Consider the following 26,448-nt stretch of genomic DNA (forward strand, 5'->3'; position numbering starts at 1 on the left):
CCCGACGCGACGCGGCGGCGCACCGTAGACCGGTGCGCCGCCGCGTCGCGTCAGGTGCTAGAGGCGCTCGACCACGTAGTCGACGCAGACCGTCAGCGCCTCGACGTCGGACGGCTCGATCGCCGGGAACATCGCGATGCGCAGCTGGTTGCGGCCCAGCTTCCGGTACGGCTCGGTGTCGACGATGCCGTTGGCGCGCAGCACCTTGGCCACGGCCGCGGCGTCGACGTCGTCGGAGAAGTCGATCGTGCCGACCACCTGGGAGCGGAACTCCGGCGCGGCGAACGGCGTGGCGAACGACGACTTCTCGGCCCACCCGTACAGGCGCTGGCTGGAGTCGGCCGTGCGGGCGGTGGTCCAGGCCAGGCCGCCGCCCGCGTTCATCCAGTCGATCTGGTCGGCCAGCAGGAACAGCGTGGCCACGGCAGGCGTGTTGTACGTCTGGTCCTTCGAGGAGTTGTCGATGGCGATCGGCAGGCTGAAGAACTCGGGGACGTACCGGCCGGAGGCGGCGATCTCCTCGACCCTGGCCAGCGCGCGCGGCGACATGACGGCGATCCACAGGCCGCCGTCGGAGGCGAAGCTCTTCTGCGGGGCGAAGTAGTAGACGTCGGTCTCGGCGATGTCGACGGGCAGGCCGCCCGCGCCCGACGTGGCGTCGACCAGCACCAGCGCGTCGTCGCCGCCCACCCGTCTGATCGGCATCGCGACGCCGGTCGAGGTCTCGTTGTGGGTGAGGGCGTAGACGTCGACGCCGTCCTCCTCCACCGCGGTGGGGTAGGTGCCGACATCGGAGGTGATGACGCTCGGCTCGGCCAGCCACGGCGCCTTCCTGGCGACGGCCGCGAACTTCGAGGAGAACTCGCCGAACGACAGGTGCTGGGACTTCTCGCGGATCAGCCCGAAGGCCGCGATGTCCCAGAACGCCGTGGTGCCGCCGTTGCCCAGCACGACCTGGTAACCCTCGGGAAGCGAGAACAGGTCGGCGAGACCGGAGCGCACCCGGCCGACCAGGCCCTTGACCGGCTTCTGGCGGTGGGAGGTGCCCATGAGGCCCGCGCCTGACGACGCGAGCGCGGCCAGCTGCTCGGGACGGATCTTCGAGGGCCCGCAGCCGAAGCGGCCGTCGGCGGGCTTGATGTCAGCGGGAATCACGATGTCAGCCACAGTGCCAGACTACTGAGCCTGGTCAGCCGCCCTCGCCCGGGTCCGCCATTCGAGACGGAAACCGGGGCCGATCCGGGGGAACCCCGGGAAAAACGGAACGGCCCGCCTGTGGGCGGGCCGTCCGTCTCGCTGCGGGGCCGTTCACATCGGCCGGGCAACCCTCCTGGTCCGGGCTGTCCGACCGGAACGACCTCCGGCTTCGCGCGCCTGGGAGGTCAGAGGATGCCGACGACCTCGGAGGCGCCGGGCACGTCCGACAGCGGACGCGAGGCCGGGCCCACGTAGTTCGCGCTGGGGCGGACGAGCCTGCCCGTGCGCTTCTGCTCCAGGATGTGCGCCGCCCAGCCGGCCGTGCGGGCGCAGGTGAACATCGAGGTGAACATGTGGCTGGGGACCTCGGCGAAGTCGAGCACCACGGCCGCCCAGTACTCCACGTTCGTCGCGAGCACCCGGTCGGGCTTGCGGGCGTGCAGCTCGTCCAGCGCGGCCTGCTCCAGCGCCGCGGCCACCTCGTAGCGGGGCGCGTCGAGCTCCTTGGCGGTACGGCGCAGCACGCGGGCGCGGGGGTCCTCGGCCCGGTACACGCGGTGGCCGAAGCCCATGAGCCTGTTGCCCTTGTCCAGTTCGGCCTGGACGTACTTCTTGGCGTCGCCGAGCTGCTCGACACCCTCGATCATGTGCAGCACCCGGGCGGGGGCGCCGCCGTGCAGCGGGCCCGACATGGCGCCCACCGCGCCGGAGAGCGCGGCGGCCACGTCGGCGCCGGTGGAGGCGATGACGCGGGCGGTGAACGTGGACGCGTTCATGCCGTGCTCGGCGGCGGACGTCCAGTAGGCGTCGATGGCCCTGACGTGGCGGGGGTCGGGCTCGCCCCGCCAGCGGACCATGAAGCGCTCGACGATGGTCTTGGCCTCGTCCACCCGGCTCTGCGGCACCATCGGCAGTCCGAGGCCGCGCGCCGACTGCGCCACGAAGGAAAGAGCCATGACGGAGGCGCGGGCGAGCTGGTCGCGGGCCTCCTCGTCGCTGATGTCGAGCAGCGGCTTGAACCCGTAGGCCGGGGCCAGCATGGCCAGCGCGCTCTGGACGTCTACGCGGATGTCACCGGAGTGGACGGGGATGGGGTAGGGCTCCGCCGGGGGGAGACCCGGCTGGAACGCGTTGTCGACCAGCAGGCCCCAAACGTGCCCGAACGGGACACGGCCGACCAGCTCTTCGATGTCGACGCCCCGGTATCGAAGGGCGCCCCCTTCTTTGTCCGGTTCCGCGATCTCGGTCTCGAAAGCCACGACGCCTTCGAGGCCGGGTTTGAAGTCGGACATGCTCGGCCGCCTCCCTTTCTTGCCATGTTCCGGCAATGCCTTGATGTCGAGATACCGGCGGGTCAATTTAACCCCTTCCAGCTCATGCTCGGTCTCCGGACCCGCCGAAACGCCAAAGCCGCTGGTCAGGGCAGGTGCGTGGGATCCACCACACAAGCGCGCAAGAATACCGTCTCGTGGAAGACACCCCGCGCCCGCCCGTTCTCGCGGGCCTTCGCCGTACGTACGAGGGCGAGCCGCTGCTCGAAGCCGACGTCGCGCCCGACCCGATCGCCCAGTTCACCGTGTGGTTCGAGGAGGCCATGGCCGCCAACCTGACCGAACCCAACGCCATGGTGCTGGCCACCGCCTCCGCCGGCGGCCGGCCCAGCGCCAGGACCGTCCTGCTCAAGGGGTACGACGAGCGCGGCTTCGTCTTCTACACCAACTACGAGTCGCGCAAGGGCCGCGACCTGGCCGAGAACCCCCGCGCCTCCCTGCTGTTCCCCTGGCACCCCATCCGCCGCCAGGTACGCGTCGAGGGCACCGTCACCCGGCTGTCGCACGAGGAGTCGGCCGAGTACTTCACCTCCCGCCCGTACGGGTCCCGCATCGGCGCGTGGGCCTCCCGCCAGTCGGCCGTCGTCCGCTCCAGGGAGGAGCTGGACGCCCGCTACCAGGAGCTCGCGGCCCGCTGGCCGGACGACCCGCCCGTCCCCGACTTCTGGGGAGGGCTCCGGGTGACGCCGGTCGAGGTGGAGTTCTGGCAGGGCCAGCTCGACCGCATGCACGACCGGCTGCGCTACCGCCGCACCGGCGCGGAGTGGACCCTGGAGCGGCTCGCCCCCTGACCGCCGCCCCGGGCGCGTCGGAGGACGGCTCGCCCCTTGACCTCCGCCCCGGGTGCGGTCCGAGGACGGATCGCCCCCTAAGGTGCCTCAGGTGGCAATCGGGGAGTTGGTCAGACGTCATCTCGTGGACACCAGGCCGCTGCGGTCGCCCCACTACCGCCGCCTGTGGGTGGGGCAGGCCGTCTCGCACGTCGGGCTCGGCGCGACCGTCCTCGCCGTGGGCCAGCAGGTCTGGGACCTCACCCACTCCTCGCTCTGGGTGGGCCTGCTCGGCCTCGCCAACCTCGTGCCGCTCGTGGTGTTCGGCCTGTGGGGCGGGGCCGTCGCCGACGCCGTGGACCGCCGCAGGCTCCTGCTGACCGGCTCCGCCGTCGCGTGGGCCGCCACCCTGCTCATCCTCCTCCAGGCCGTGCTCGGGCTCGGCAACGTGTACGTCCTGCTCGGCGCCGTCGCGCTGAACGCCACCGGCTTCGCCATCACCTCGCCCACCAGGGGCGCGATCATCCCCAGGATCCTGGAGCCCGAGGTGGTGCCCGCCGCCAACGCGCTCAACTCGCTGGTGTTCAGCATCGGCGCCGTCGTCGGGCCCATGGCCGGCGGCGTCCTGCTGGCCTCCGGCGGCTACGCGGCGGCGTACGGGATGGACGCCCTGCTGTTCACAGCCGGCCTCTACGCGGCCTTGAAACTGCCCGCGCTGCCTCCGCTCGGCGAGGTGACCCGTCCGGGCGCCAGGGCCGTGCTCGACGGCCTCCGCTTCATCCTGGGCAGCCCCGTGCTGCTGATGTCGTTCGTGGTGGACATCATCGCCATGGTCTTCGCTCTGCCGCGCGCGCTCTTCCCCGAGCTGGCCGCCACCCGCTTCGACGGCTCCACCGTCGCGCTCGGCGCGCTGACGTCCGCCATGGCGGCGGGGTCCGTCGCGGGCGCGCTGTTCTCCGGCTGGGTGGGCCGCGTCAGCCGCCAGGGGCTCGCCCTGGTCGCCGTCATCGCCGTCTGGGGGCTGTCGGTGGCCGCGGCGGGTCTCTCGCGCGAGCTGTCGCTCGTCGTGGCGTTCATGGCGGTCGGCGGCGCCGCCGACGTCGTGTCCTCGGTGTGGCGGCAGTCGATCCTGCAGCTCTACGCCCCCGACGAGATGCGCGGCAGGCTGCAGGGCGTCTTCATGGTCGTGGTCGCGGGCGGGCCGCGGCTCGGCGACCTGCGCGCCGGGGCCACCGCGTCGGCGTTCGGCCTCACCACGGCCTGGGTCGGCGGCGGCCTCGCCTGCGCCGTCGCCGTGCTGGTCGCGGGGCTGTGCGTGGCGAGCTTCAGGAACTACCGGGCAGGCGAGGCGCGCGCCTGAGCCCCCGGTTCACGCCGCGCCGGGCAGGCGCGCCGCGACCCTGAGGTCGTCCAGGAAGCCCGCGTACGCGGCGTCGCGGTCCGGCGCGCGCAGCACCGCCGACGGGTGGATCGTGGCCACCGCCAGCGCGTCGCCCAGCGGCACCGGCTCGCCCCTGTGCCGCGTCACCCTGAACGTCCTGCCGAGCAGCGCCTGCGCCGCCGTCGCCCCCAGCACCACGACCACCTCCGGCCGCACCACGGCCAGCTCCGCGTCCAGCCACGGCCGGCAGGCCGTCACCTCGGCCGCCGTCGGCTTCTGGTGGATGCGCCGCTTGCCGCGCAACTGGAAGGAGAAGTGCTTGACCGCGTTCGTGACGTAGACGTCCTCACGCGCGATGCCCGCCTCCTCCAGACCCTGGTCGAGCACCCGCCCCGCCGGCCCCACGAACGGGTGGCCGCGGCGGTCCTCCTGGTCGCCCGGCTGCTCGCCCACCAGCACGTACGTCGCCCGCTCAGGCCCCTCGCCGAACACCGTCTGCGTCGCGTTCCTGAACAGGTCGCACCCCTCGCAGCAGGCCGCCGCCTCGCGCAGGGCGCCGAGGTCGAGCCTGCCGGGAAGGAACCTGGCCGCTCCGTTGTTGCCGTCCCTATCCATCGTCGGTCGTTCTCCCCATAGGGTTCCTGTGACTCCTGTGCCCGCCCCTGGCGGGCTCAGTCCCCGCCCTGACCGACGTAGCATTCAGATGGGAGGAGCCTTGACCGCACACGGCCTGATCGACACCACGGAGATGTACCTCCGGACGATTTACGAGCTCGAGGAGGAGGGCATCGTCCCCCTTCGCGCGCGCATCGCGGAGCGGCTCCAGCAGAGCGGCCCCACCGTGAGCCAGACCGTCGCCCGCATGGAGCGCGACGGCCTCGTCCGCGTCGAGGGCGACCGTCATCTGTCGATGACCGACCTCGGGCGGACGCTCGCCACCCGGGTCATGCGCAAGCACCGCCTCGCCGAGTGCCTCCTGACGCAGGTCATCGGCCTGCCGTGGGAGGAGGTCCACATCGAGGCGTGCCGCTGGGAGCACGTCATGTCCGAGTCGGTCGAGACCCGGCTCGTGGGGCTGCTCGGCAACCCCACCGCGTGCCCGCACGGCAACCCGATCCCCGGCCTTTCCGAGCTCGGCGCCCCCGAGACGGCCGAGGCCGCCGAGAACGTCCTCACGTCGATGTCCGATCTCGCGGGCCCCGGTGACGTGCCCGTGGTGGTGAGGCGAATTAGCGAACAAGTGCAAAGTGATCCCGCTGTGATGCTTAAACTCAAGCAAGTTGGGATACAACCCGGACGCGAGGTGACGCTCGCGGCGAGCGACGACGGTGTGCGGGTGACAGGTGACGGTGACGCGAACGACACTCCCGCGGAACTTCCGCGAGACGTTGCGGCGCACGTTTTTGTCTCCAAGCGCTGACGCGCGCGCAGCGGCTTGGTTGAATCCCTCTGGGGAGGCCCTCCACTCCGACCTGACCAAGACTGTTGCAGGAGCGCTCGTGGTCTGCTGTAAGCACATACCACCCCGAGGATTGGTCGCCGGATGAAGCGATGGGGGGATCTGTCACAGGAAACGGCTGATCACCTGGCTGCCGGATCCGTCCTCGACCACGCGGAGATGGCCGTCGTGGTCACGGACCGGTTCAGCAATCTCCTCTACTGGAACCCCTTCGCGGAGAAACTGTTCGGCCGCCCGGGCAAGTCGTCCTCGCGTGACACCTCCCTGCTGTCGCTCGGCATCATGGAGAAAGACCACCCCATGGCCGTCGAGCTGGCCAAGCACGTGCTCAAGGGCGGCGTCTGGGAGGGCACCTTCGACGTCAGGCGCGGCGACGGCACCATCGTCTACGTCCGCGCCCAGGCGGTGCCCCTGCGCCACTCGTCCGGGTCGGTCACGGGCATCGTCATCCTGGCGCGCGAGGCGCTGCGCAGCAACGAGCGCGAGAAGGACCGCTTCGGGCTGCTGGAGCGCATCGGCGAGCGGCTCGCCGGCTCCCTGTACGTCGAGGAGACGCTCAAGCGCGTCGCCGAGATGCTGGTGCCGCAGTTCGCCGACCACTGCTTCATCGAGCTGATGGAGGGCGACCGGCTGGTGCGCCGGATCTCCCAGCACGTCCAGGGCTGGACACCCCCGTCCGGCACCTGGAAGCCCGTCGGCGCGGAGATCCGCTACCCGTCGGGCCACTACGCCGACACCGCGCTGCGCCGCCAGGAGACCATCCTGGTCGAGGACTTCGCGAGCGCCACCTACCCCGTCCCCCACGAGGGCAGCGCGCGGCTGGCCGGCGAGATCGGCATGACGTCGGCGATCGTCGCGCCGCTGCTGGTGCGCGGCGAGACGCTGGGCCTGATGTACCTCGGGCTGTCGAACCTCACCGACCGGCGCAGCCCCCACTACGACGCCTTCGACCGCGACTTCGTCGGCGCCATCGCCACCCGGGTCGCGCTCGCCATCGACAACGCCCTGCTGTTCGAGGAGGAGCGGCACACCGCCGAGTCGTTCCAGAAGCACCTGCTGCCCAGGAGGCTGCCGCAGCTCGACGGCCTGCAGATCGCGGTGCGCTACTACCCGGCCGCGCCGCTCGCCTCCCACGGCCAGGGCATCCAGACCCAGGTCGGCGGCGACTGGTACGACGTGATCCCGCTGTCGGCCGGCCGGGTCGGCATCGTCATCGGCGACGTCGAGGGCAGGGGCGCCAAGGCCGCCGCCATCATGGGCCAGCTCAGGGCCGCGCTGCGGGCCTTCGCCCAGGACGACAAGTCGCCCGCCGACATCCTCGCCAGGCTCGACGAGTGGACCCGCATCATCGCCACCCCCGAGCAGGACGACAACGGCACCGAGGTCACCATCCCGCCGATCGTCACCTGCCAGTACCTCGTCTACGACGCCTGGTCGCGGCAGCTCTCGTTCGCCAACGCCGGGCACGCGCCGCCGCTGCTGCTGCTCGACGGCCAGTGCGTCGAGCTCGACATCGAGGAGGTCGGCCAGCCGCTCGGGGTGCGCGCCAAGGGCCTGCACGCCGACCTGGTCTACAAGGAGGAGACCCGCACGCTCCCGCCGGGCGCGGCGCTCGTCCTCTACACCGACGGCCTGGTCGACCGGCGTCCCGGGCGCGACGGCACGATGCCGACCGAGGAGGAGACGCTCGGCGTCCTGTGCGAGAAGCTGGCCAAGATGTCCGACGCCGACGTCGAGCGCGTCGCCGACGCGGCCACCGTGGCCGTGCCGGGCGAGATCGACGACGACATGGCGATCCTCGTCGTCCGCTCCAGCGACGTCGACCTCGACGTCGAGGAGCGCACGTTCCCCGCGCAGCCGATCATGGTCGGCGAGGCGCGGCGCATGGCGTCCGAGGCGTTCTCCGACTGGAACGTACCCGAGGAGCGCGCCGAGCTGGCCTGCCTGCTCGTCTCCGAGGTCGTCACCAACGTGGTGCTCCACGCGTCCGCCACGAGCGTGCCGCGCAGGGAGCTGATGGTCGAGGGGCCGCCGCTGCCGTTCGAGGAGTCCTGGGACCTCCCTGGCTTCGAGGACGAAGTGGTGGGCGACAAGGAGTTCACCCTGCGGCTGCGCAGGGGCGAGGAGTCGGTCTGGGTCGAGGTGTTCGACCAGGACCTGCGCCTGCCCCGCATCCGCAGCGCCGGCGAGAACGACGAGGGCGGGCGCGGCCTTTACCTGGTCGACCAGCTGGCGAAGCGCTGGGGTTCGCGTCCCACCAGGGAAGGCAAAGCCGTCTGGTTCGAGATTCCCACCCGGAGCCGGTGAGTGGTTCACTCGACCTCATGGAGCTGGCCTTCGAACGGCGGGGCAGCGGCGAGCCGCTGATCCTCATCCACGGCATCGGTCACCACTGGCAGGGATGGCTGCCGGTCCTCGACCGGCTGGCCGCGGAGCGCACCGTGATCGCCCTGGACCTCCCGGGGTGCGGCGTGTCGCCTGCGCTGCCGCCCGGCACCCCGTACACCGCCGAGTCGCTGGCCGACGCGGTCGAGTCGTTCTGCGCGCTGCTCAGCGTCAAGGACCCGCATGTCGCGGGCAACTCCCTCGGCGGGTACCTGGCGCTGGAGCTGGCCGCGCGCGGCGTCGTCCGCTCCGCCACCGCGCTGTCGCCCGCCGGGTTCTGGTCGCGGGCCGAGCTGCTCTACGCCAGGACGGTGCTGCGCGCCATGCGGGCCTCGGCCAGGTCGGCGGCGGAGCCGGGCCGGGCCGCCGTGATGGCGGGGAACCCGCTGCTGCACGCCGTGTCCGCCGGGCTGCTGGTCGCCCACCCCTCCCGGCTGTCGCCGGCCGCGATGCTCGCCGCGTCGCAGGCGCTGGCCGGTTCGCAGGGGTTCGACGAGACGCTGGAATCGATCTCCGGGCTGATGCCGCCCGCGCCGCCCAAGTCGCCGATCACGATCGCGTGGGGGGAGCATGACCGGCTGCTGCCACGCCGCCAGGCGCTGCGGGCCGCGCGGTGGTCGGGGCAGCGGGTCAAGCTGCTGAAAGGCTGCGGGCACGTGCCGATGAGCGACGACCCCGAGCTGGTGGCGCGGCTGCTGCTGCAGGGCAGCCGCCCCCAGGCCTGAGCGGGCGGCCCTTCAGCGGAACGTCTGACCCCACAGCAGCAGCATCACGATGACGAAGACGATGACCACGCCGGCGTAGCCGACGGGCCCGAGGCGCATCGCGCGGCGCACGCGGTTGAGGCCCCAGGCGAACAGCAACGCCAGGAAGACCAGGAGGATCAGGCCGCTGTCCATGCTGTCCAGTATGGGGCGTCGGCCCGCCGCCCGCGCGGATTCCCGCGCGGCGAGCGGCCCGCGTGCCGTCAGAAGCCGAACGAGCGGCCGATGATCTCCTTCATGATCTCGGTGGTGCCGCCGTAGATGGTCTGGACGCGGCTGTCGATCCACGCCTTGGCCACCGGGTACTCCATCATGTAGCCGTAGCCGCCGTGGAGCTGGAGGCAGCGGTCGATGACCTTGTTCTGCAGCTCCGTCGTCCACCACTTGGCCTTGGCGGCGTCCACGGCGGTGAGCGTGCCGGCGTTGAGCGCGCGCACGCAGGTGTCCACGTAGTGGCGGGCGATCTCCGTCTCGGTGACGAGCTCCGCCAGCACGAACCGGGTGTTCTGGAACGACCCGATGTTCCGCCCGAACGCCTGCCTGGTCCTGCAGTACTCGATCGTCTCGCTCAGCACGGTCTCCGCGGCGGCCACGGCCCCCACCGCGATGGACAGACGCTCCTGCGGCAGGTTGTTCATGAGCTGGAAGAAACCCTGGCCGTCCTCCGGCCCGAGCCGGTTGGCCACCGGCACGCGGACGTCGTCGAAGAACAGCTCGGCGGTGTCCTGCGCCTTCATGCCGATCTTGTCGAGGTTCCTGCCGCGGGTGAAGCCCTCCATGCCCCGCTCGACCACGAGCAGGGTGATGCCGCGCGCCCCGGCGTCCGGGTCGGTCTTGGCGACGACGACCACGAGGTCCGCGTTGATGCCGTTCGTGATGAACGTCTTCTGCCCGTTCAGCACGTAGTGGTCGCCCTCGCGCACCGCGGTCGTCCTGACGCCCTGCAGGTCGCTGCCCGCGCCCGGCTCCGTCATGGCGATGGCGGTGATCAGCTCGCCGGAGGCGAACCCCGGCAGCCAGCGCTGCTTCTGCCCGTCGTCGGTCAGGTCCACCAGGTACGGCGCCATGACGTCGTTGTGCAGCGAGAACCCGAGGCCCGACGAGCCGGTCGCGATGACCTCCTCGACGATGACGGTGTTGTAGCGGAAGTCGGTGATGCCGGCGCCGCCGTACTCCTCGGGCACCGAGAAGCCGAACATGCCGATCTCGCCCGCCTTCTTCCACACCTCGCGCGGGACGATGCCGTCCTTCTCCCACTGTCCGTGATGGGGGACGACCTCCCGGGCCATGAACTCGCGCACGGTCTCGCGGAAGAGGAGGTGCTCCTCGTCGAAGAGGTCTCGCTGCATCGGTCGCCTCCAGGCAGGGTTGATCAGGACGACAGAATACGATTCTGTTACCGCGAGGTATACCCGTCGGAGCGGACACGGGTTCATCACAAGTGGTGGAACATGCGGTGTTCGGTCAGCATTGGTGGGGTTTCCGCCCCTAAGATCTACCCTCGGTCTACTTGTGTGATCGGAGAGTCCCGTGAATCGGTGGCGCACGGCGTTGCTCGCCGCATCCGTCGGATCCGTGGCAGCCTTAGGACTGGTGGTCCTGCCGGACATCCCAGCCTCCGCCGCCCCCGCCGACCTCGTGGTCGACTACGACTGCACCCCTGCGGGGCCGGACAGCATCGTCCGCCACGGCCCCGTCCGCCTCACGACCAACCTGACCTTCGCCACCGATCTGGTCGTGGGCGGTCCGCTGAACTTCACCTGGAAGCTCAAGTACGCCAACAGCACGCGCTTCCAGTCGCCCAACTACTTCGCAGCGGGCGCGCAGGTGCACGCCGTGGGCAACGTGCAGCTCCTCAGCAGTTGGCAGGGCATCCTGCAGCCGAAGGGCACCGCCGACCAGGACACCAAGCTCCACCCCGACTCGTACCTGACGCTCCCGGAGACGATCAACGACCCGGGCCTCATGGACAAGCCGGGCACCATCAAGGTGACCCCGCGTGACATCGAGGTGGACTTCACGCCGCCCGACGGCTCGGTCCCGGTCAACGACGGCAACGAGACCGACAACCCCACGGACCTCCAGGTCAAGTACAGCGGCACCTGGACCTCCCTCGACGACCGTCCCAGTGCCGAGCACCACGTCCACAACGACCTGCACGAGACGACCGAGATGGGCGCCTCCGCGGAGCTCACCTTCGTCGGCACCGGCGTGGAGTACATCGGGCCGACGGACAAGGACGCCGGCACCGTCGACATCTACATCGACGGCTACAAGGTGGCCACGGTCGACCCCTCGCGGGACGAGGACAACAAGCCCGTGAACCACGACCTCAACGGCGGCGTCAAGCTCTGGGAGTCGGCCGGGCTGGAGTACGGCAAGCACACCATCAAGATCGTCAACACCTCCACCAAGCCGGCCTGGCTGGACGCCTTCAACGTGCTCACCGACACGCAGAAGATCCCGACGGGCTACCACCGCGCGATCTGCAAGCTCGTCGGCGGCCCGGTGTCGGTCGTGGTGACGGTCCGCGAGGCCTCGCCCAGCCCCACCGCGACGTCTCCCACCAGCCCGCCGCCGACCACGACCACGCCCCCGCCCAGCACCAACCCGCCCACCAACAACCCGACCACCACCGGCACGCCGACGAAGCACATCACCCCGCCGCCGTCGAACAACGGGATGGGGCATGTGATCGTCGTGCCGCCGGCGACCGGGACGAGCAGTAGCACCCCCTCGTCCTCGGCGAAACCGACCGCGACCGCCACGGCGACCAAGTACGTCAAGGCGCAGGTGGCCAAGACTCCGAAGGGCGGCGTGGACAGCGGTGAGGCGCCCGACGAACCCCGACCGTACGGACTGATGGCCAGCGGTGCCGTGGTGCTGATGGGCAGCGCCACCAGCGGCCTGCTGATGCGGCGGCGACGCGCCGAGCACGCCGGAGGGCTGAAGTGATGACCGAGCAGAAGTCGCTGATGAGCCGGGCGATGCCCGGGTTGCTGATCGCGGGCTCGCTGGCCGGCGTGGGCGTCGTCATGGTGGGCCTGCTGTCGGTGGTGCCCGCCGTGGACGACGGCTCCGGGCCGGCCCCCGCGGCCATGGACCAGCCGACGACCGTCCAGATCGAGAACGCGGGCGCGTTCGTGCTGCCGCCGAGCGTCGGCCCGGGCGGCAAGGCGGGCCTGACGCCCGCCCGCCTGGACGCGCCGCCGCCGCTGGCGGCCGTGCCGACGGTGGCGCCGATCCCGGCGGTGAAGACGAAGGCGGCCAAGGCCAAGACGCGGCCCACCCGGATCAGGATCCCCAAGATCAAGGTGAACGCGCCGATCGGCCGGGTGACCGTGGACATCAAGGGCAACCTCGGCACCCCGTCGCTGAGCAAGCCCAACCTGACCGGCTGGTACCGCTTCTCGCCCGTCCCCGGAGAGGCGGGCCCGTCCGTGATCAACGGCCACGTCAGCACCAGGAAGGGCGCGGCGGTGTTCGCCCGCCTGTCGGAGCTGGCGAAGGGCGACCAGATCTACGTGTCCCGCTCGGACGGCAAGGTCACGCGCTTCACGGTGAGCGGGATCGAGCAGGTCAGCAAGTCGTCGTTCCCGACGAACCGGGTGTACGGCAACACCGACGATGCCCAGCTGCGCCTGATCACCTGCGGCGGCGTCTTCAACAAGGGTGCCCACAGCTACAAGGACAACATCATCGTGTACGCGACGTTGTCCAAGAAAAAGGGCTGACGGTTTTTGGCGGCTAACAGAAAGTTGACAGGATCAGTTCGTAGGATCTCTACCTAACCGTGACCAACGGCTGGGATTCTGGTACGCCTGTTACAACTGTGCTGAAACGGAGATGGACCCGTGCTTAAGTCTCAGGCGGGGCGCCGCTTCGCCCGCAAGACCTCGGTTCTGGGCTTACTGGGCACGGGTGTCCTCTTCGCCGGCTCCGCCTTCACCCTGCTCACCGCGACCGAGGCGCAGGCGGCCACGCCGAAGACCTACGCCTACACATGCAGCGGCGGGCCGTTCACCAACACGGCGATCAGCGTGACGGTCACGCCGCCCGACTCCGCGACCGCCGGCGGCAACTTCGAGCTGGCCCTCGGAATCCCGGCACTCATGATCGCGTCCACGAGCACCCCGCAGACGACGACGAACCTGCAGGTCACGGCCACCCTCACGCCCACTCCGGGTTCGGTCTTCGACGCCGGGGCCAAGACGGGTCCGTCCGTGCCGTCGGCGGCCACCTCCGTCCTCGCGAGCGAGGTCAAGTACAAGATCTCCGTGCCCACCGGCTCGACCGGCAGCGTCAGCGTGAAGCCCGGCGAGCTGCGGCTGGCGCTCGCCTCCAGCTCCACCAGCGTGACGACCTGCACCACCACCTCGACCGAGGCCGTCACGGTCCCGATCGGCACCGGTGGTGGTGGCGGCACGACCGGGACCGACGTCGTCCAGTACGAGTGCACCGGGCCCACCGCCAGCGAGGTCCACGACGTCGAGGTCAAGGTCGAGCTGACCATGCCGACGTCCGCCAAGGTCGGCGAGCAGTTCGCGATCAAGTGGAAGGGCACGTACACGACGGGCAAGGAGCTGAAGGCTCCCAGCACCGGCCAGACGATCAGCCCGAAGATCTTCGCCTACGCGGCGCTGACCGGCGTCAGCGGCCTCACGTCGGCCACGGGTGAGGGCACCACCACGGTCACCGCCGGTCAGCCCATCACACTGCCGGTGGCCGCCTTCGACCTGAAGGCGACCGCGAACACCGCCGGCACGGCCACCGTGAAGCCCGGGAAGATCAACTTCGGTGCCGACACGGCCACCGGCACCACGCCGGCGATCTCGTGCACCGTCCAGAACGACACGGCGCTGAAGACGTACACCCTGACCGTGGGTGCGGCCACGTCGCCGACGTCCTCCTCCACGACGACGAGCTCGCCCAAGCCGACCAAGACGACCACCGCGTACGTCACGGTGACGCCGAGCGCGACGAAGTCGAAGACGAAGCAGCGCAACTCGCAGACGCCGAAGGCGGGGGCGGACACGGGCGCCGGCGGTGAGATGGGGCCCGACGGGCGGGTGTTCATCCTGACGGGGTCCGCGCTGGTCGCCGCCGCCGCCGTCGGCGGGCTGTGGATGCGGCGTCGCGGCGTCAGCAGGAGCTGAGCCGCCGTGTCTGGGCACTACCCGTACGGCGGGAGCCCGGTGCCGCCGCCCCCCGCCGACAGGGGGAGCACGGCGCTGCGCACGGTGCTGCTCGTGGCGGCCATCGCCGGGGTGGTGACGGTCCTGGCGGGGCTGCTGATCGTGTTCAGGTCGCCGGAGGAGTACGGGCTGAGCGACCGCGACAGCCTGGAACTGGCCGCGCAACCCGATGGGCGGCCCGACGGGCAGCCGACGGGGCAGCCGGCGCAGGCGCTGTTCCAGGCGCCGCCGGACGTCCCGCCGCCGCTGCCGCAGGCGACGCCCGCGCCGCCGATGCAGCCGTCCACTCCGCTGCGCATCGTCATCAAGAAGCTGGGCGTCAACGCGCCGGTGAGGTCGGTGGGGCTGGCCAGGGACGGCGCGATCCAGGTGCCTCCGGCCGACGACCCGAACCTGGTCGGCTGGTACAGGAACATGTCCACGCCGGGCGAGGCGGGTCCGGCGGTGCTGCTGGGCCACAAGGACACCCGTACGCGCAGTGCCGTCTTCAGCCGCCTGCACGAGCTCAGGTACGGCGACACCATCGAGGTGAAGCGCCAGGACGGCACCACGGCCGTCTTCACGGTGGGCGGCCTGGAGCAGGCGAGCAAGAAGACGTTCCCGACGGAACGCGTCTACGGTGGCCAGGCGAACGCGCAACTTCACCTGATCACGTGCGGCGGCACGTACGATCGCCGCATCGGCCACTACACCGACAACGTCATCGTCTACGCGACGATGACGGGCTCCTACCGAAGCTGACTCACGAGCCGACCCACGGAGGCGGGCATGGGCTGGATGGCGAAGCGGAGACTGCGTACTGGCCCGACGGCGGCGTTGCCCGCCAAACCGGACCAGGCGACCCTGCTGCGCCTGCTGCGGCTGGCCGACCCGGGCGCCCGGGCCGACGGCGCGGACGTCGTGGCCACGGATGTCCGGGTGCACGCGCCGGTCGAGGCCGAGCCCGATCTCGTGGGCGGCGTGCTGGAGAAGGTGTGGGCGTGCCGGGTGACGGCCGAGGGCCCGCTGCCGGTGGACTTCTTCGACGTGTTCCTGGCGGAGGGGCTGGCGTTCCGCCTGGGCGGGCTGGTGGTCTGCCGGGGCGAGGTGAGTGATCCGTCCGACGAGGAGGGCGGGGGTCCGGCGGTGATCCTGCCGGCGCGTCCGTCGGCGGAGGATCTGGCGCCGCTGCTGGAGCAGGAGGACGAGTTCACGTTCACGGCGGGCGCGGTCAGGGCGGCGGTGGTGCCGCAGCGGGGTCAGCCTCCTGCGGTGGCCGAGCTGCTGCCGTTCGCGGTGGAGCTGACGGCGGTGGAGCTGCGCGGCGACGAGCCGGTCAAGCTGGGCGCGCTGGCGCTGGAGCTGTCGGAGGCCCTGAACGGCGTGGCGGTGGACCGCCGGCGCTTCAGGATCGAGGCCGCGGAGGACCTCCTGCCGCCGGAGTGACGGCCGGTCCGCGCGTCCCGCCTGCCGGGGTGAGCCGCTGTCCCGCTGCCTGATCGGCCACAGAGCAAGGTTCTGTTGTACGCTCGTCCTGATAACCGAATATTGCTCGGTTTACCAGGAGGCACTGTGGCTGAGGCGTACATCGTCGGGGCGGTCCGCACCCCGGTCGGCAAGAAGAAGGGCGGCCTGTCCGCCGTCCACCCCACTGACCTGGCCGCCTACACGCTCAAGGCGCTCGTCGAGCGCACCGGCGTGGACCCGGCGGCGGTGGAGGACGTCATCCTGGGCTGCGTGATGCAGTTCGGCCCGCAGAGCATGGACATCGCGCGCAACGCCTGGCTGTCGGCCGGCCTGCCCGAGACCACGCCCGGCGTGACCCTCGACAGGCAGTGCGGCTCCTCGCAGCAGTCCATCCACTTCGCCGCCCAGGGCGTCATGTCGGGGACGCAGGACCTCGTCGTGGCGGGCGGCGTCGAGTCCATGAGCGTCGTGCCGATGGGCTCCCCGATCAGCGCCGCGCTGGAGAAGGGCATGCCGTTCCCGTTCGGCGACCTGTGGGTCGAGCGGTACGGCAAGCAGGAGATCTCGCAGTTCCGCGGCGCGGAGCTGATGTGCGAGAAGTGGGGCTTCACGCGGGACGAGCTGGAGCGGTTCGCGTTCGAGTCGCACCAGCGCGCCGCGAAGGCCATCGCGAACGGCTACTTCAAGGACCAGATCGTCCCGGTCAACGGCGTCGCCGACGACGAGGGCCCGCGCCCCGACACGACGCTGGAGAAGATGGCCGCGCTGAAGACGCTGAAGGAGGGCGGCCAGATCACGGCGGCCACGTCGTCGCAGATCTCCGATGGCGGAGGGGCGGTGCTGATCGCCTCCGAGCAGGCGGTGAAGGACCACGGCCTGACCCCGAGGGCCCGCATCCACCAGCTGACCGTGCTGGGCGACGACCCGGTGTACATGCTGACCGCGCCGATCCCCGCCACGCGGAAGGCGTTGAAGAAGGCGGGGCTGTCGATCGACGACATCGACGTCACGGAGATCAACGAGGCGTTCGCGCCGGTGCCGCTGGCCTGGATGAAAGAGCTCGGCGCCGACGACGCCAGGGTCAACCCGAACGGCGGCGCGATCGCGCTGGGCCACCCGCTGGGCGGCACCGGCGCGATCCTGATGACGAAGCTCCTGAACGAGCTGGAACGCACGGGCGGCAGGTACGGCCTGCAGACGATGTGCGAGGGCGGCGGCCAGGCGAACGTCACGATCATCGAGCGGCTGTGACGCGTAGGCGTCGCCGGCTCGCGGAATCGGGCGCCGCCTCCATGGCGTTGGGAGGCGGCGCCCGTCACTACCATCCCGGGTAGTGGTCTGCTGGGCCCTCGGCCGTCACCGGCCCTTGGACGGGATGCGGCGCGGCGGCGCGACCGGCCGCTGCGGCATCCTGGGCATCGGCACCTGCTTCCGGGCGGGGACGTCCCGCCCGGGGAGGTTCTTGCCGGACTTCTTCGTGGATGAACGCACACGCATGAGAAAGCTCCTTTACACGACTCGCGACGCGGCTCGTCGGCCGGTACGCAAGCTCAGCTGCCGCGTCATGGATGAACGGATTTCGCTGCTGAGTGGCCGGAACAGCCCGGCTCGTCACAGGTAAAGGCGCATGTCCACGAAAGTACGCGGGCCGCATATGAGGCCGCAACCGAATTAACGCCCGTCTGATCCTGCCGGGTGTCCGGTGTTCCCCGGGTCGCGCTTCGACGGCTTGACAGGGGGCAGGCACGGGCGAAGGTGGGTATGCGCGCCGTAGCGGCACACCGGCGGCAGGGCGGCCTGCCGCTGCCGAGGGAGCGGAGGTCCGATGACCGATCAGCAGACCGAGCAGGCGTACGCGGAGTCCAGGCAGGTCGGGGAGCAGGCCCGCGAGAAGGAGTGGACGCGGCCCAGCTTCGGCAGGCAGCTCTTCCTCGGTGACTTCCGGCTCGACCTCCTGCACCCCGCCCCCACGCCGTCCCCCGAGGCCGCCCGCCGCGGTGAGGAGTTCGTGCGGGCGCTCAGGCGTTTCCTGGAGGAGCACGTCGACCCGCAGCTCATCGAGCGCACCGCGCGGGTGCCCGACGAGGTCGTCGAGGGCCTGGCCAGGCTGGGCGCGTTCGGCATCACCATCGGCGAGGAGTACGGCGGGCTCGGCCTGCCGTACCTGTCGTACGTCCGCGCGCTCACGCTGGTCGGGTCGTACTGCCCGGCGCTGGCGACGCTGCTGTCGGCGCACCAGTCGATCGGGGTGCCGCAGCCGCTGAAGCTGTTCGGCACGGAGGAGCAGAAGCGGGCGTTCCTGCCGAGGTGCGCCGCGGGTGAGATCTCGGCGTTCCTGCTCACCGAGCCCGACGTCGGCTCCGACCCGGCCAGGCTGTCCACGACCGCGGTGCGCGACGGCGACGAGTACGTGCTCGACGGCGTCAAGCTGTGGACGACCAACGGTGTCATCGCCGACCTGCTCGTCGTCATGGCGCGCACCGGCAGGAAGATCAGCGCGTTCGTGGTGGAGGCCGACACGCCGGGCATCACGGTCAGGCGCCGCAACGCGTTCATGGGGCTGCGCGGCATCGAGAACGGCGTGACCGAGTTCCGCGGGGTCAGGGTGCCGGCCGCGAACCGCATCGGGCGCGAGGGCGAAGGACTCAAGATCGCGCTGACCACGCTCAACACCGGACGCCTGTCGCTGCCCGCGTCCTGCACGGGCAACGCCAAGTGGGCGCTGAAGATCGCCCGCGAGTGGGGCAACGCCCGCGAGCAGTGGGGACGCGGCATCGGCAGGCACGAGGCCGTCGCCACGAAGATCGCGTTCATCGCGGCGAGCGCGTACGCGCTGGAGGCCGTGTGCGAGCTGACCGCCCGCCTGGCCGACGACCGGCGCAACGACATCAGGATCGAGGCTGCCCTGGCCAAGCTGTACGCCACCGAGCTGGGCTACCGGGTGCTCGACGAGCTGGTCCAGATCAGGGGCGGGCGCGGGTACGAGACCGCCGAGTCGCTGGCGGCCCGGGGCGAGCGCGGCGTGCCCGCCGAGCAGATGCTGCGCGACGCACGCATCAACCGCATCTTCGAGGGGTCGTCCGAGATCATGCGGCTGCTGATCGCCAGGGAGGCGGTGGACGCGCACCTGGCGGCGGCGGGCGAGCTGGTCGACCCGGACGCCTCGCCGCAGGAGCGCGTCCACGCGCTGGGCCGCGCCTCGCGCTTCTACGCCAGGTGGCTGCCGACGCTGGTGGCGGGCAGCGGCAACCTGCCCACGTCGTACGCCGGGTTCGGCCCGCTCGCCGCCCACCTGCGTTTCGTCGAGCGGGCCGCCAGGAAGCTGGCCAGGTCCACCTTCTACGGCATGTCGCGCTGGCAGGGCCGGCTGGAGCACCGGCAGGCGTTCCTCGGCAGGATCGTGGACGCCGGGGCGGAGCTGTTCGCCATGACGGCCGTCTGCGTGAAGGCCGACGAGGACGCCGGAGACCTGGGGCAGCGGCCGTACGAGCTGGCCGACACGTTCTGCCGGCAGGCGCGGCGGCGCGTGGACGCGCTGTTCGAGCAGCTGTGGGACAACACCGACAGCCAGGACGCCCGGCTGGCGGGCTACGTGCTCGACGGCCGGTACGCCTTCCTGGAGGAGGGCGTGCTCGACCCGTCACTCGAAGGCCCGTGGATCGGGTCCCCTGACGAGGGGGAGAACGTCCGCAGGAAGATCCGATCACGCCTGGTCTAGACCGGACAGGCACGGAGACCGCCGCGAGTGTTGCAAAACCGCAATGAGCCGGTATAGACCGCCCGAAGAACAGGGGCTTACGCTGACGCAAACGCGCCGAGCCCCGGCTCGCGCGCCCCCCAACCCCTGGGCCGGGTCCGGAACTGGTACGGACCAGCCGCACCCGTCCGACGAGAAGGCGGTATCTCCAGTGAAGATGAAGCTTGCGGGCGGCGCCGCTCTCGGCCTCGCCACCATGCTGGTACTGTCCAGCTGCGGTTCCGGCGACTCCGGCGGCGCCAACAACGCGCAGTCCTCGGGCGGCGGGCAGGTCACGCTGAAGATGGTCGCCGCCGACTACGGCGACGGCCCCGGCAAGCCGAACTCCGGCGAGACGTTCTGGAAGGGCGTCGTCGACGAGTTCCAGAAGCAGAACCCCAACATCAAGGTGGACGTCCAGGTCATCAACTGGAACGACATCGACAAGCAGGTCGCCACCATGGTCCAGAACGGCCAGGTGCCCGACATCCTGCAGACCGGCGGCTATGCCGGTTTCGCCAAGGAGCAGTTGCTCTACAAGGTGGACGAAGTCCTCTCTCCCAACGTCCAGCAGGACATGCTTCAGAAGTTCGCCGACAACGGCAAGCTGGACGGCGTCGCCTATGGCATCCCGTTCGTGTCGTCCGCCCGTGCCCTCTTCTACAACAAGGACCTCTTCCAGAAGGCCGGGATCGCCGAGCCGCCCAAGACCTGGGACGAGTTGAAGGCGGCTGCGGACAAGCTGAAGAAGGCCGGAGTGAGCCAGCCGTTCGGCCTGCCGCTGGGACAGGAGGAGGCTCAAGCCGAGTCGCTCCTGTGGATGCTGGGCAACGGCGGCGGTTACAAGGACGCCTCCGGCAAGTGGGCGATCAACTCGCCGCAGAACGTCGAGACCTTCACGTACATGAAGGGCTTGGTCGACGCCGGTCTCACCACCCCGAACCCGGGCACCAAGGACCGCAAGACGGTCTGGGAGGACTTCGGCGCGGGCAAGGTCGGCATGGTCAACGGCGGACCCATGTCCATCCCGATCTTCGACACCGCGGGGCTGAAGAACTACGGCGTCGCGCCGATTCCCGGTAAGACCGGCCCGCTCGACACCACGCTCGGCGTGCAGGACTGGATCATGGCGTTCAACAAGAACGGCCACGCCGAGGAGATCAAGAAGTTCTTCGACTTCTTCTACACGGGCGACGCCGCGCAGAAGATCTCCGAGCTCTACAAGCTGCTGCCTGTCACCAAGGGTGGCATCGACAAGCTCTCGAGCGACGAGAAGCTCAAGCCGTTCCTGGACGCTCTGCCGAACGCGACCTTCTACCCCCAGGCCGACCCCAAGTGGGATGCCGTGTCGGCGCAGATGAAGCAGACCATCGGCAGTGCCGTCAAGGACGACCCGGCCAAGGTCCTCGGGGAGCTTCAGAAGGCCGCCGAGTCCAGCTGATCCGTCGCGGCTGTGTACGGCCAGCGCTGTGACAGGTGCTGGCCGTATCGTCATGGAAGGTTCCTCATGAGAAGGTTGCGCGCCCTCGAACCACTGGCCTGGATCGGGCCGGCCGTGGTGCTGATCGCGCTGGTCGTGCTCTGGCCCGTGATCGAGATGGTCAGGTCGTCGTTCCTCAAGATCAGCCGGTTCGGCGTGGTCCAGGGCGACAACTTCCCGGACAACTACACCAAGCTGTTCGGCGAGAAGGACTTCGCCGACATCATGGTCCGCAGCGTCATCTGGGTGGTCGCGGTCGTCGCGCTCACCGTGCTGATCTCGCTCGCCCTGGCGCAGCTGTTCAACCAGCGCTTCCCCGGCCGCAAGGTCGCCCGCTGGGCGCTGATCGCGCCGTGGGCCGCCTCGGTGCTGATGACGGCGATCATCTTCAAGTGGATGCTCGACCCCGAGGTCGGCGTGATCAACCAGATCAGGCTGAAGCTGGGGCTGATCGACGCGATGGGCGGCGCCTCCGCCGACCAGCTCGGCGACGCCTCCAGCGCCATGCCGTGGCTGGTGTTCGTGGCCGTGTTCGTGTCGGTGCCGTTCACGACGTACGCGCTGCTCGCCGGGCTCGCCACCATCCCCGCCGACGTCTACGAGGCGGCCAGGATGGACGGCGCGTCCAGGCTGCGCACGTACTGGTCGATCACGCTGCCGCTGCTCAGGCCCGCCCTCACGGTCGCCGCGCTGATCAACGTCATGAACGTCTTCAACAGCTTCCCGATCATCTGGGCCATGACCCACGGCCAGCCGGGCTACTCGACGGCCACCTCGACCATCCTCATGTTCATCCTCAAGGGCTCGAACATCGGTGAGTCGGCCGCGATGTCCGTCGTCAACTTCGGCATGGTGATCGTGCTGACCGCGATCTTCCTCAAGGTGTCGCGCTGGAACAAGGAGGTGGCGTGATGGCCGTGCAGACCATGCCGAGGACCGGCCCGCGCCACCACGCCGGGCACCGCGGGCGCCCGCCGCGCCGCGTGCCGAAGCTCAAGACCGTGATCGTGGCGGCCGCCGCGTACATCGTCGCGTTCGTCTTCCTGTTCCCCTACATCGTCATGCTGCTGACCTCGCTGCGGTCGCAGGAGTCGCTGCGCGAGGTGTCGTTCTGGCCCAAGGAGTGGGTGTGGTCGAACCTCGCCAACTTCTGGAGCAGCGGCCTCGCGGGGAACCTGTGGGTGACGCTGAAGGTCGCGGGCGGCTCGACGATCCTCGTGCTGCTCGTGGCGCTGCCGGCCGCGTACTACTCGGCCCGGCACGACTTCCGCGGGCGCACGGCGTTCCTGATCCTGGTGCTGATCACCCAGATGTTCCAGCCCACGGCCATGCTCGTCGGCATCTACCGCGAGTTCTACCAGTTCGGCCTGGTGGACTCGATCTGGTCGCTGATCCTCGTCAACGGCGGGTTCAACCTGGCCTTCGCGGTCTGGATCCTGAACGCGTACTTCGCCTCGATCCCGCGGGAGCTGGAGGAGGCCGCCTTCATCGACGGCAACGGCCGCTTCGGGGCGCTGTTCCGCGTCACGCTGCCCCTGGCCATGCCCGGCGTCATCACCGCGCTGATCTTCACGTTCATCGCGGCGTGGAACGAGTTCGTGGTGGCCCTGACTCTGACGACGACGCCGGAGAACCAGCCGCTCACGGTCGCGCTCAACTCGTTCATCGGCCAGTACCAGGTGGACTGGCAGAACCTCTTCGCGGGCTCGGTGATCGCCACCATCCCGGTGATCATCCTGTTCGCGCTGATCGAACGCAAGGTCGTCGGCGGCCTCACCGCCGGCTCGATCAAGTAGCCGCCGCGCGGTGCCCCCACGGGGCGCCGCGCGCCGGTCTCCGGGTGACTACTTGGGCACCCTTGCGACGCAGAAGACCGTCTGGCCGAACGGCGGGCGGACGAACCGCTCGATCAGCCGCGTCATCGGCACCACCGTACGGTCGTAGATCTTGACCAGGCGCGGGTCGGGGTAGCCCACGCCGCCCCTGCGCACCGCCGCCCACCAGGCGATGCCGCCCAGGAAGTTGATCGGCTTGAGCACCTGGACGTCGAGGCCCGCCTTCGCGACCGTCCTGCCCAGCGTCTTCGGCGTGTAACGCTGGACGTGGCCCACCTTGCGGTCGAAGTCGCCGTACAGCTGCATGTAGCCCGGCACCCAGATGATGATCCGGCCGCCCGGGGCCGTGACGCGCGCCAGCGACCGCAGCGCCTCCGCGTCGTCCTCGATGTGCTCCAGGACGTTCATCATCACGACCGTGTCGACCTTCTCCTTGAGCGGGATCTCGGTCGGCAGGCCGAACTGCAGCACGTCGATGTCGTCGCGGCCCTCGAAGCGCTTCTTGAGCTGCTCCACGCAGTACGGGTCGAAGTCGCTCACCACGAGCCTGTCGAGACGCGGCAGGAACTGCTCGGCGAAGTGACCCAGCCCCGAACCGATCTCCAGCATCGAACGGCCGACGTGGGGCGCGACCATGTCGAACTCGTACTGCCGATAGTTCTTGGCCTCGTCCCCACCCAGGTGGTTCTCCAGGGCCTCGTCACCGGCCGCCGGTTGCACTACACGGTCATACCCAGAAGACATAGTCCCGTTCCTTCAAGGGGCTCATGGATCTGCCCGAGTCTAATGCCCTGCCACGCGGCGGGGGCGACATGACGGAGGAAACGCCCTTCCCGGCAACCCCCTCGATACGGTGAAATCTGACACGACATGGACGACGACGAGGCGATCGCGCGCTCGCTCGACGGCGACCTGGCCGCGTACGAGACGCTGGTCGCGCGCTACAGCACGCTCGCGCACCGCACCGCCGCCCTGCTCGGCGCGGGCGACGAGGCCGAGGACGTCGTCCAGGAGGCGTTCGTCAAGGCGTTCCGCCACCTGCCGGCGTTCCGCAGGGACGCGGCGTTCCGGCCGTGGCTGCTGCGCATCGTCGCCAACGAGACGCACGACCTGACCCGCTCGCGCGGGCGCAGGGCCGACCTCGTCCTGCGGCTCGGAGCCGCGACCGACCCGTACGCGCCGGACGACCCCGCGGGCGCCGCCCTCGACGGCGACCGCCGCGACCGCCTCCTCGCCGCCGTGCGCGGCCTGCCCGACAGGGAACGCGGAGCGGTGGTGTGCCGGTACTTCTTACAGCTGACGGAGGCGGAGACGGCCCAGGTCCTCGGCTGGCCCGTCGGCACGGTCAAGTCCACCACGCACAGGGCCCTGTCCCGGCTGAGAGAGGAGGTGGCGGATGACCTCCCATGACCCCGGCGCGCACGACGGGCGGAACGGCGAACCCGGACCCGGATCCGGGCGGAGCCGCGACCACGACCTCGACGGCGCGCGGGAACCGGAGCGGCCCGGCGGGCTGGAGGCCGAGCTGATCGCTCTGGGCGCCCTCCTCGACGTGCCCGCGCCACCGCCACCCGACCTGGCCGCCAAGGTCCGCGCCCGCCTGCAGCCGACCGACCCGCAAGAAGGCCGCCCACTCACCGACCCGCAAGGAAGCCGCCTGCCCCCGGACCCGCAAGAGAGCCGCCCGCTCACCGACCCGCAAGGAAGCCGCCCGCCCGCGGACCCCCGAGGAAGCCGCCCGCCCACCCGTCGTTCGCGCCGGTCGCGGCGGTGGAAGGTGGTGGCGGGCGTGCTCGCGGTGGTCGTCGCCGTCACCGCCGCCACCCCGCAGGGGCGGGCCGCCGTCGCCGGGATCCTGCGCCTGGCCGGCGTCGAGATCCACCTCGACGAGGAGGCCCCCGCCCCCCTGCCCGGCGCCGCCCTGCTGCCTGGCGAGCGCGCCGTCCCGCCGGGCGACCTCGCCCGCCACGTACGCTTCCCCGTCAGGACCCCGTCCGCGCTCGGCCCCCCGAGCGCCGCCACCGTGTCGGACGCGGGCCGCGTCGCCTCGCTGTTCTGGCCGGACGGCGTCAGGCTTGACCAGTTCGACGGCGGTCTGGACCCCGTGTTCTTCAAGCGCGTCGGCCCGCCGTGGCCGCAGGAGGCGCGGGTCGGGGGCCTGCCCGGCTGGTGGGTGCAGGGGACGCACCGGCTCGGCTACATCACCAGGCCGGACGGCACCGAGGTGCCCCTGCGCCAGGCCGGTCCGACGCTCGTGTGGCAGCGGGACGGCGTCGGCCACCGCCTGGAGGGCGTCCCCACACTCGGACGCGCCGTCGCCATCGCCGACTCCCTGAAGTGAACCCCCCGGAACCACCCGGCCGGGGCGGCGGTTCAGTCGGGTGCGCCGGCGAGCCAGGCGTCGATGCTCTTGAGGATCTCCTTGCGGACGTGCTCGGGCGCCGCCGACGAACGCACCGACTGCCTGGCCAGCTCCGCGATCTCGGCGTCGTCGAAGCCGTAGACCTCGCGGGCCAGCTCGTACTGGCGCAGCAGGCGGGTGCCGAACAGCAGCGGGTCGTCGGCGCCGAGCGCGATCGGGACGCCCGCGTCGAACAGCGTGCGCAGCGGCACGTCCGCGGCCCGCTCGGCCACGCCAAGCCCCACGTTGGAGGTGGGGCAGACCTCGCAGCAGATCTGCCGGTCGGCCAGCCGCCGCATCAGCCGGGGGTCCTCGGCCGCGCGCACGCCGTGCCCCACCCGGTCGGCGCCGAGGTCGTCGACGCACTGGGCGACGCTGCGGGGCCCGAGGAGCTCGCCGCCGTGCGGCACCGAGAGCAGCCCGGCGCGCTTGGCGATGCGGAACGCCCGCTCGAAGTCGCGCGCCTGGCCCCGGCGCTCGTCGTTGGACAGCCCGAACCCCACGACCCCGTGCCCCGCGTACTGCCCGGCGAGCCTGGCGAGGGTGTTGGCGTCGAGCGGATGCCTCGTCCTGTTGGCCGCCACGACCACCGCGACGCCCACCCCGGCGTGCTCGGCGGCGCGGGCGGCGGCGTCGAGCATCAGCTCCAGCGTGGCCGTGAGGCCGCCGAACCTGTGCTGGTAGCCGGACGGGTCGACCTGGATCTCCAGCCAGCGCGACCCGGCCGCCGCCTCGTCCTCGGCGGTCTCGCGCAGCAGGCGGTAGACGTGCTCGGGCCGGCTCAGGACGGATCTCGCGATGTCGTACAGACGCTGGAAGCGGAACCAGCCCCGCTCGTCGGTGGCGCGCAGCCGGGGCGGCCAGTCCTGCTCCAGCGCGTCGGGCAGGTGCAGCCCCTGATCCCTGGCCAGCTCGATGAGCGTGGAGTGCCGCATGGAGCCGGTGAAGTGCAGGTGCAGATGAGCTTTGGGGAGAGTGTCCAGGGGCCGTGGCATTTCCATATCTTGCCACTTCAACGCCCCCGGCATCGCCGTGACGACCGGCGTGGTACGGACCGCCGCCGAGGGG

General features: G+C 70.7%; 25 protein-coding genes. 17 read left to right on the forward strand and 8 right to left on the reverse strand.

Annotated features, from left to right (window positions below):
• Positions 1–57: 57 nt before the first annotated feature.
• The gene (gene serC / locus BMX74_RS37500) at positions 58–1,167 is read right to left on the reverse strand and encodes a phosphoserine transaminase (protein WP_055505049.1); all 1,110 of its coding nucleotides are present in this window, start codon (positions 1,165–1,167) and stop codon (positions 58–60) included.
• A 215-nt stretch (positions 1,168–1,382) separates the two neighbouring features.
• Positions 1,383–2,489 (reverse strand): citrate synthase 2, encoded by a 1,107-nt coding sequence (locus tag BMX74_RS37505; protein WP_055505050.1) that lies wholly within the window; start codon positions 2,487–2,489, stop codon positions 1,383–1,385.
• Positions 2,490–2,665: 176 nt separating this feature from the next.
• Here BMX74_RS37505 and pdxH point away from each other — a divergent pair, with 176 nt between their 5' ends.
• Together pdxH and BMX74_RS37515 are read left to right on the forward strand one after the other, a co-directional pair.
• The gene (gene pdxH / locus BMX74_RS37510; RefSeq protein ID WP_055505051.1) at positions 2,666–3,319 is read left to right on the forward strand and encodes a pyridoxamine 5'-phosphate oxidase; all 654 of its coding nucleotides are present in this window, start codon (positions 2,666–2,668) and stop codon (positions 3,317–3,319) included.
• 91 nt (positions 3,320–3,410) lie between these two features.
• Complete coding sequence (locus BMX74_RS37515; RefSeq protein ID WP_256257521.1) at positions 3,411–4,658, forward strand: MFS transporter; 1,248 nt, start codon at positions 3,411–3,413, stop codon at positions 4,656–4,658.
• 9 nt (positions 4,659–4,667) lie between these two features.
• Here BMX74_RS37515 and BMX74_RS37520 read toward each other — a convergent pair whose 3' ends face one another.
• Positions 4,668–5,294 (reverse strand): UdgX family uracil-DNA binding protein, encoded by a 627-nt coding sequence (locus BMX74_RS37520; RefSeq protein WP_055505053.1) that lies wholly within the window; start codon positions 5,292–5,294, stop codon positions 4,668–4,670.
• 100 nt (positions 5,295–5,394) lie between these two features.
• Between BMX74_RS37520 and BMX74_RS37525 the strand changes: the two genes are divergently transcribed.
• The 3 genes from BMX74_RS37525 to BMX74_RS37535 all read left to right on the forward strand — a co-directional run bounded on the left by BMX74_RS37525 (position 5,395) and on the right by BMX74_RS37535 (position 9,248).
• Positions 5,395–6,099, forward strand: coding sequence for an iron-dependent transcriptional repressor DtxR (locus BMX74_RS37525; protein WP_055505054.1), 705 nt, complete (start codon positions 5,395–5,397; stop codon positions 6,097–6,099).
• A 123-nt stretch (positions 6,100–6,222) separates the two neighbouring features.
• Positions 6,223–8,445 (forward strand): ATP-binding SpoIIE family protein phosphatase, encoded by a 2,223-nt coding sequence (locus BMX74_RS37530; RefSeq protein ID WP_055505055.1) that lies wholly within the window; start codon positions 6,223–6,225, stop codon positions 8,443–8,445.
• Positions 8,442–9,248: an alpha/beta fold hydrolase gene (locus BMX74_RS37535; RefSeq protein WP_337959880.1), complete on the forward strand. Its 807-nt coding sequence runs from the start codon at positions 8,442–8,444 to the stop codon at positions 9,246–9,248. The genes BMX74_RS37530 and BMX74_RS37535 overlap by 4 nt, the downstream gene beginning before the upstream one ends.
• A gap of 12 nt (positions 9,249–9,260) precedes the next feature.
• Here BMX74_RS37535 and BMX74_RS44570 read toward each other — a convergent pair whose 3' ends face one another.
• Positions 9,261–9,422, reverse strand: coding sequence for a hypothetical protein (locus BMX74_RS44570; protein ID WP_176573435.1), 162 nt, complete (start codon positions 9,420–9,422; stop codon positions 9,261–9,263).
• Positions 9,423–9,490: 68 nt separating this feature from the next.
• Positions 9,491–10,636 (reverse strand): acyl-CoA dehydrogenase family protein, encoded by a 1,146-nt coding sequence (locus BMX74_RS37540; RefSeq protein ID WP_055505057.1) that lies wholly within the window; start codon positions 10,634–10,636, stop codon positions 9,491–9,493.
• 226 nt (positions 10,637–10,862) lie between these two features.
• Here BMX74_RS37540 and BMX74_RS37545 point away from each other — a divergent pair, with 226 nt between their 5' ends.
• The 6 genes from BMX74_RS37545 (at position 10,863) to BMX74_RS37570 (ending at position 17,179) form a co-directional block, all read left to right on the forward strand.
• On the forward strand, positions 10,863–12,242 hold the full coding sequence (locus tag BMX74_RS37545; RefSeq protein ID WP_143078915.1) for a hypothetical protein: 1,380 nt from the start codon (positions 10,863–10,865) through the stop codon (positions 12,240–12,242).
• A complete protein-coding gene (locus BMX74_RS37550; RefSeq protein WP_055505059.1) occupies positions 12,242–13,021 on the forward strand; it encodes a class F sortase in 780 nt (259 codons plus the stop codon). Before BMX74_RS37545 ends, BMX74_RS37550 begins: the two co-directional genes overlap by 1 nt.
• Before the next feature lie 120 nt (positions 13,022–13,141).
• Positions 13,142–14,443: a hypothetical protein gene (locus BMX74_RS37555; protein ID WP_091105231.1), complete on the forward strand. Its 1,302-nt coding sequence runs from the start codon at positions 13,142–13,144 to the stop codon at positions 14,441–14,443.
• 6 nt (positions 14,444–14,449) lie between these two features.
• Entirely contained in the window at positions 14,450–15,223 is a 774-nt protein-coding gene (locus tag BMX74_RS37560) for a class F sortase (RefSeq protein ID WP_091105232.1), read from the forward strand.
• Between the two features lie 27 nt (positions 15,224–15,250).
• Positions 15,251–15,907, forward strand: a complete 657-nt coding sequence (locus tag BMX74_RS44575) for a hypothetical protein (RefSeq protein ID WP_176573436.1) — start codon at positions 15,251–15,253, stop codon at positions 15,905–15,907.
• 126 nt (positions 15,908–16,033) lie between these two features.
• On the forward strand, positions 16,034–17,179 hold the full coding sequence (locus BMX74_RS37570) for an acetyl-CoA C-acetyltransferase (RefSeq protein WP_091105234.1): 1,146 nt from the start codon (positions 16,034–16,036) through the stop codon (positions 17,177–17,179).
• Positions 17,180–17,284: 105 nt separating this feature from the next.
• Here the strand turns inward: BMX74_RS37570 and BMX74_RS44580 are convergent, their stop codons facing one another.
• Positions 17,285–17,425 carry a hypothetical protein gene (locus tag BMX74_RS44580; protein WP_176573437.1) on the reverse strand — a complete coding sequence of 47 codons (141 nt, stop codon included), beginning with the start codon at positions 17,423–17,425 and terminating at the stop codon, positions 17,285–17,287.
• A 328-nt stretch (positions 17,426–17,753) separates the two neighbouring features.
• Here BMX74_RS44580 and BMX74_RS37575 point away from each other — a divergent pair, with 328 nt between their 5' ends.
• From BMX74_RS37575 to BMX74_RS37590, 4 genes are all read left to right on the forward strand, one after another.
• The gene (locus BMX74_RS37575) at positions 17,754–19,646 is read left to right on the forward strand and encodes an acyl-CoA dehydrogenase family protein (protein ID WP_091105236.1); all 1,893 of its coding nucleotides are present in this window, start codon (positions 17,754–17,756) and stop codon (positions 19,644–19,646) included.
• A 196-nt stretch (positions 19,647–19,842) separates the two neighbouring features.
• Positions 19,843–21,105, forward strand: coding sequence for an extracellular solute-binding protein (locus BMX74_RS37580; protein ID WP_055505439.1), 1,263 nt, complete (start codon positions 19,843–19,845; stop codon positions 21,103–21,105).
• A 66-nt stretch (positions 21,106–21,171) separates the two neighbouring features.
• Complete coding sequence (locus BMX74_RS37585; RefSeq protein WP_055505064.1) at positions 21,172–22,056, forward strand: carbohydrate ABC transporter permease; 885 nt, start codon at positions 21,172–21,174, stop codon at positions 22,054–22,056.
• Positions 22,056–22,940: a carbohydrate ABC transporter permease gene (locus BMX74_RS37590; RefSeq protein ID WP_236714865.1), complete on the forward strand. Its 885-nt coding sequence runs from the start codon at positions 22,056–22,058 to the stop codon at positions 22,938–22,940. Before BMX74_RS37585 ends, BMX74_RS37590 begins: the two co-directional genes overlap by 1 nt.
• Before the next feature lie 48 nt (positions 22,941–22,988).
• Here BMX74_RS37590 and BMX74_RS37595 read toward each other — a convergent pair whose 3' ends face one another.
• Entirely contained in the window at positions 22,989–23,723 is a 735-nt protein-coding gene (locus BMX74_RS37595) for a class I SAM-dependent methyltransferase (protein ID WP_091105237.1), read from the reverse strand.
• A gap of 126 nt (positions 23,724–23,849) precedes the next feature.
• Here BMX74_RS37595 and BMX74_RS37600 point away from each other — a divergent pair, with 126 nt between their 5' ends.
• Positions 23,850–24,389 carry an RNA polymerase sigma factor gene (locus BMX74_RS37600; RefSeq protein WP_055505066.1) on the forward strand — a complete coding sequence of 180 codons (540 nt, stop codon included), beginning with the start codon at positions 23,850–23,852 and terminating at the stop codon, positions 24,387–24,389.
• A complete protein-coding gene (locus BMX74_RS37605) occupies positions 24,376–25,320 on the forward strand; it encodes a hypothetical protein (RefSeq protein WP_055505067.1) in 945 nt (314 codons plus the stop codon). The genes BMX74_RS37600 and BMX74_RS37605 overlap by 14 nt, the downstream gene beginning before the upstream one ends.
• A 32-nt stretch (positions 25,321–25,352) precedes the next feature.
• Here the strand turns inward: BMX74_RS37605 and BMX74_RS37610 are convergent, their stop codons facing one another.
• On the reverse strand, positions 25,353–26,381 hold the full coding sequence (locus tag BMX74_RS37610; protein WP_177227656.1) for an adenosine deaminase: 1,029 nt from the start codon (positions 26,379–26,381) through the stop codon (positions 25,353–25,355).
• Between the last annotated feature and the right edge of the window lie 67 nt (positions 26,382–26,448).

It is taken from the genome of Nonomuraea pusilla (assembly GCF_900109355.1).
Taxonomy (GTDB): Bacteria; Actinomycetota; Actinomycetes; order Streptosporangiales; family Streptosporangiaceae; genus Nonomuraea; species Nonomuraea pusilla.

Bases quoted from the DNA above. Each gene is read 5' to 3' on its own strand.
- BMX74_RS37505 (WP_055505050.1), bottom strand. From the start codon at position 2,489: ATGTCCGACTTCAAACCCGGCCTCGAAGGCGTCGTGGCTTTCGAGACC.
- BMX74_RS37520 (WP_055505053.1), bottom strand. From the start codon at position 5,294: ATGGATAGGGACGGCAACAACGGAGCGGCCAGGTTCCTTCCCGGCAGG.
- BMX74_RS37530 (WP_055505055.1), top strand. From the start codon at position 6,223: ATGAAGCGATGGGGGGATCTGTCACAGGAAACGGCTGATCACCTGGCT.
- BMX74_RS44570 (WP_176573435.1), bottom strand. From the start codon at position 9,422: ATGGACAGCGGCCTGATCCTCCTGGTCTTCCTGGCGTTGCTGTTCGCC.
- BMX74_RS37540 (WP_055505057.1), bottom strand. From the start codon at position 10,636: ATGCAGCGAGACCTCTTCGACGAGGAGCACCTCCTCTTCCGCGAGACC.
- BMX74_RS37550 (WP_055505059.1), top strand. From the start codon at position 12,242: ATGACCGAGCAGAAGTCGCTGATGAGCCGGGCGATGCCCGGGTTGCTG.
- BMX74_RS44575 (WP_176573436.1), top strand. From the start codon at position 15,251: ATGGGCTGGATGGCGAAGCGGAGACTGCGTACTGGCCCGACGGCGGCG.
- BMX74_RS44580 (WP_176573437.1), bottom strand. From the start codon at position 17,425: ATGCGTGTGCGTTCATCCACGAAGAAGTCCGGCAAGAACCTCCCCGGG.
- BMX74_RS37575 (WP_091105236.1), top strand. From the start codon at position 17,754: ATGACCGATCAGCAGACCGAGCAGGCGTACGCGGAGTCCAGGCAGGTC.
- BMX74_RS37580 (WP_055505439.1), top strand. From the start codon at position 19,843: ATGAAGCTTGCGGGCGGCGCCGCTCTCGGCCTCGCCACCATGCTGGTA.
- BMX74_RS37585 (WP_055505064.1), top strand. From the start codon at position 21,172: ATGAGAAGGTTGCGCGCCCTCGAACCACTGGCCTGGATCGGGCCGGCC.
- BMX74_RS37590 (WP_236714865.1), top strand. From the start codon at position 22,056: ATGGCCGTGCAGACCATGCCGAGGACCGGCCCGCGCCACCACGCCGGG.
- BMX74_RS37595 (WP_091105237.1), bottom strand. From the start codon at position 23,723: ATGTCTTCTGGGTATGACCGTGTAGTGCAACCGGCGGCCGGTGACGAG.
- BMX74_RS37600 (WP_055505066.1), top strand. From the start codon at position 23,850: ATGGACGACGACGAGGCGATCGCGCGCTCGCTCGACGGCGACCTGGCC.
- BMX74_RS37605 (WP_055505067.1), top strand. From the start codon at position 24,376: ATGACCTCCCATGACCCCGGCGCGCACGACGGGCGGAACGGCGAACCC.
- BMX74_RS37610 (WP_177227656.1), bottom strand. From the start codon at position 26,381: ATGGAAATGCCACGGCCCCTGGACACTCTCCCCAAAGCTCATCTGCAC.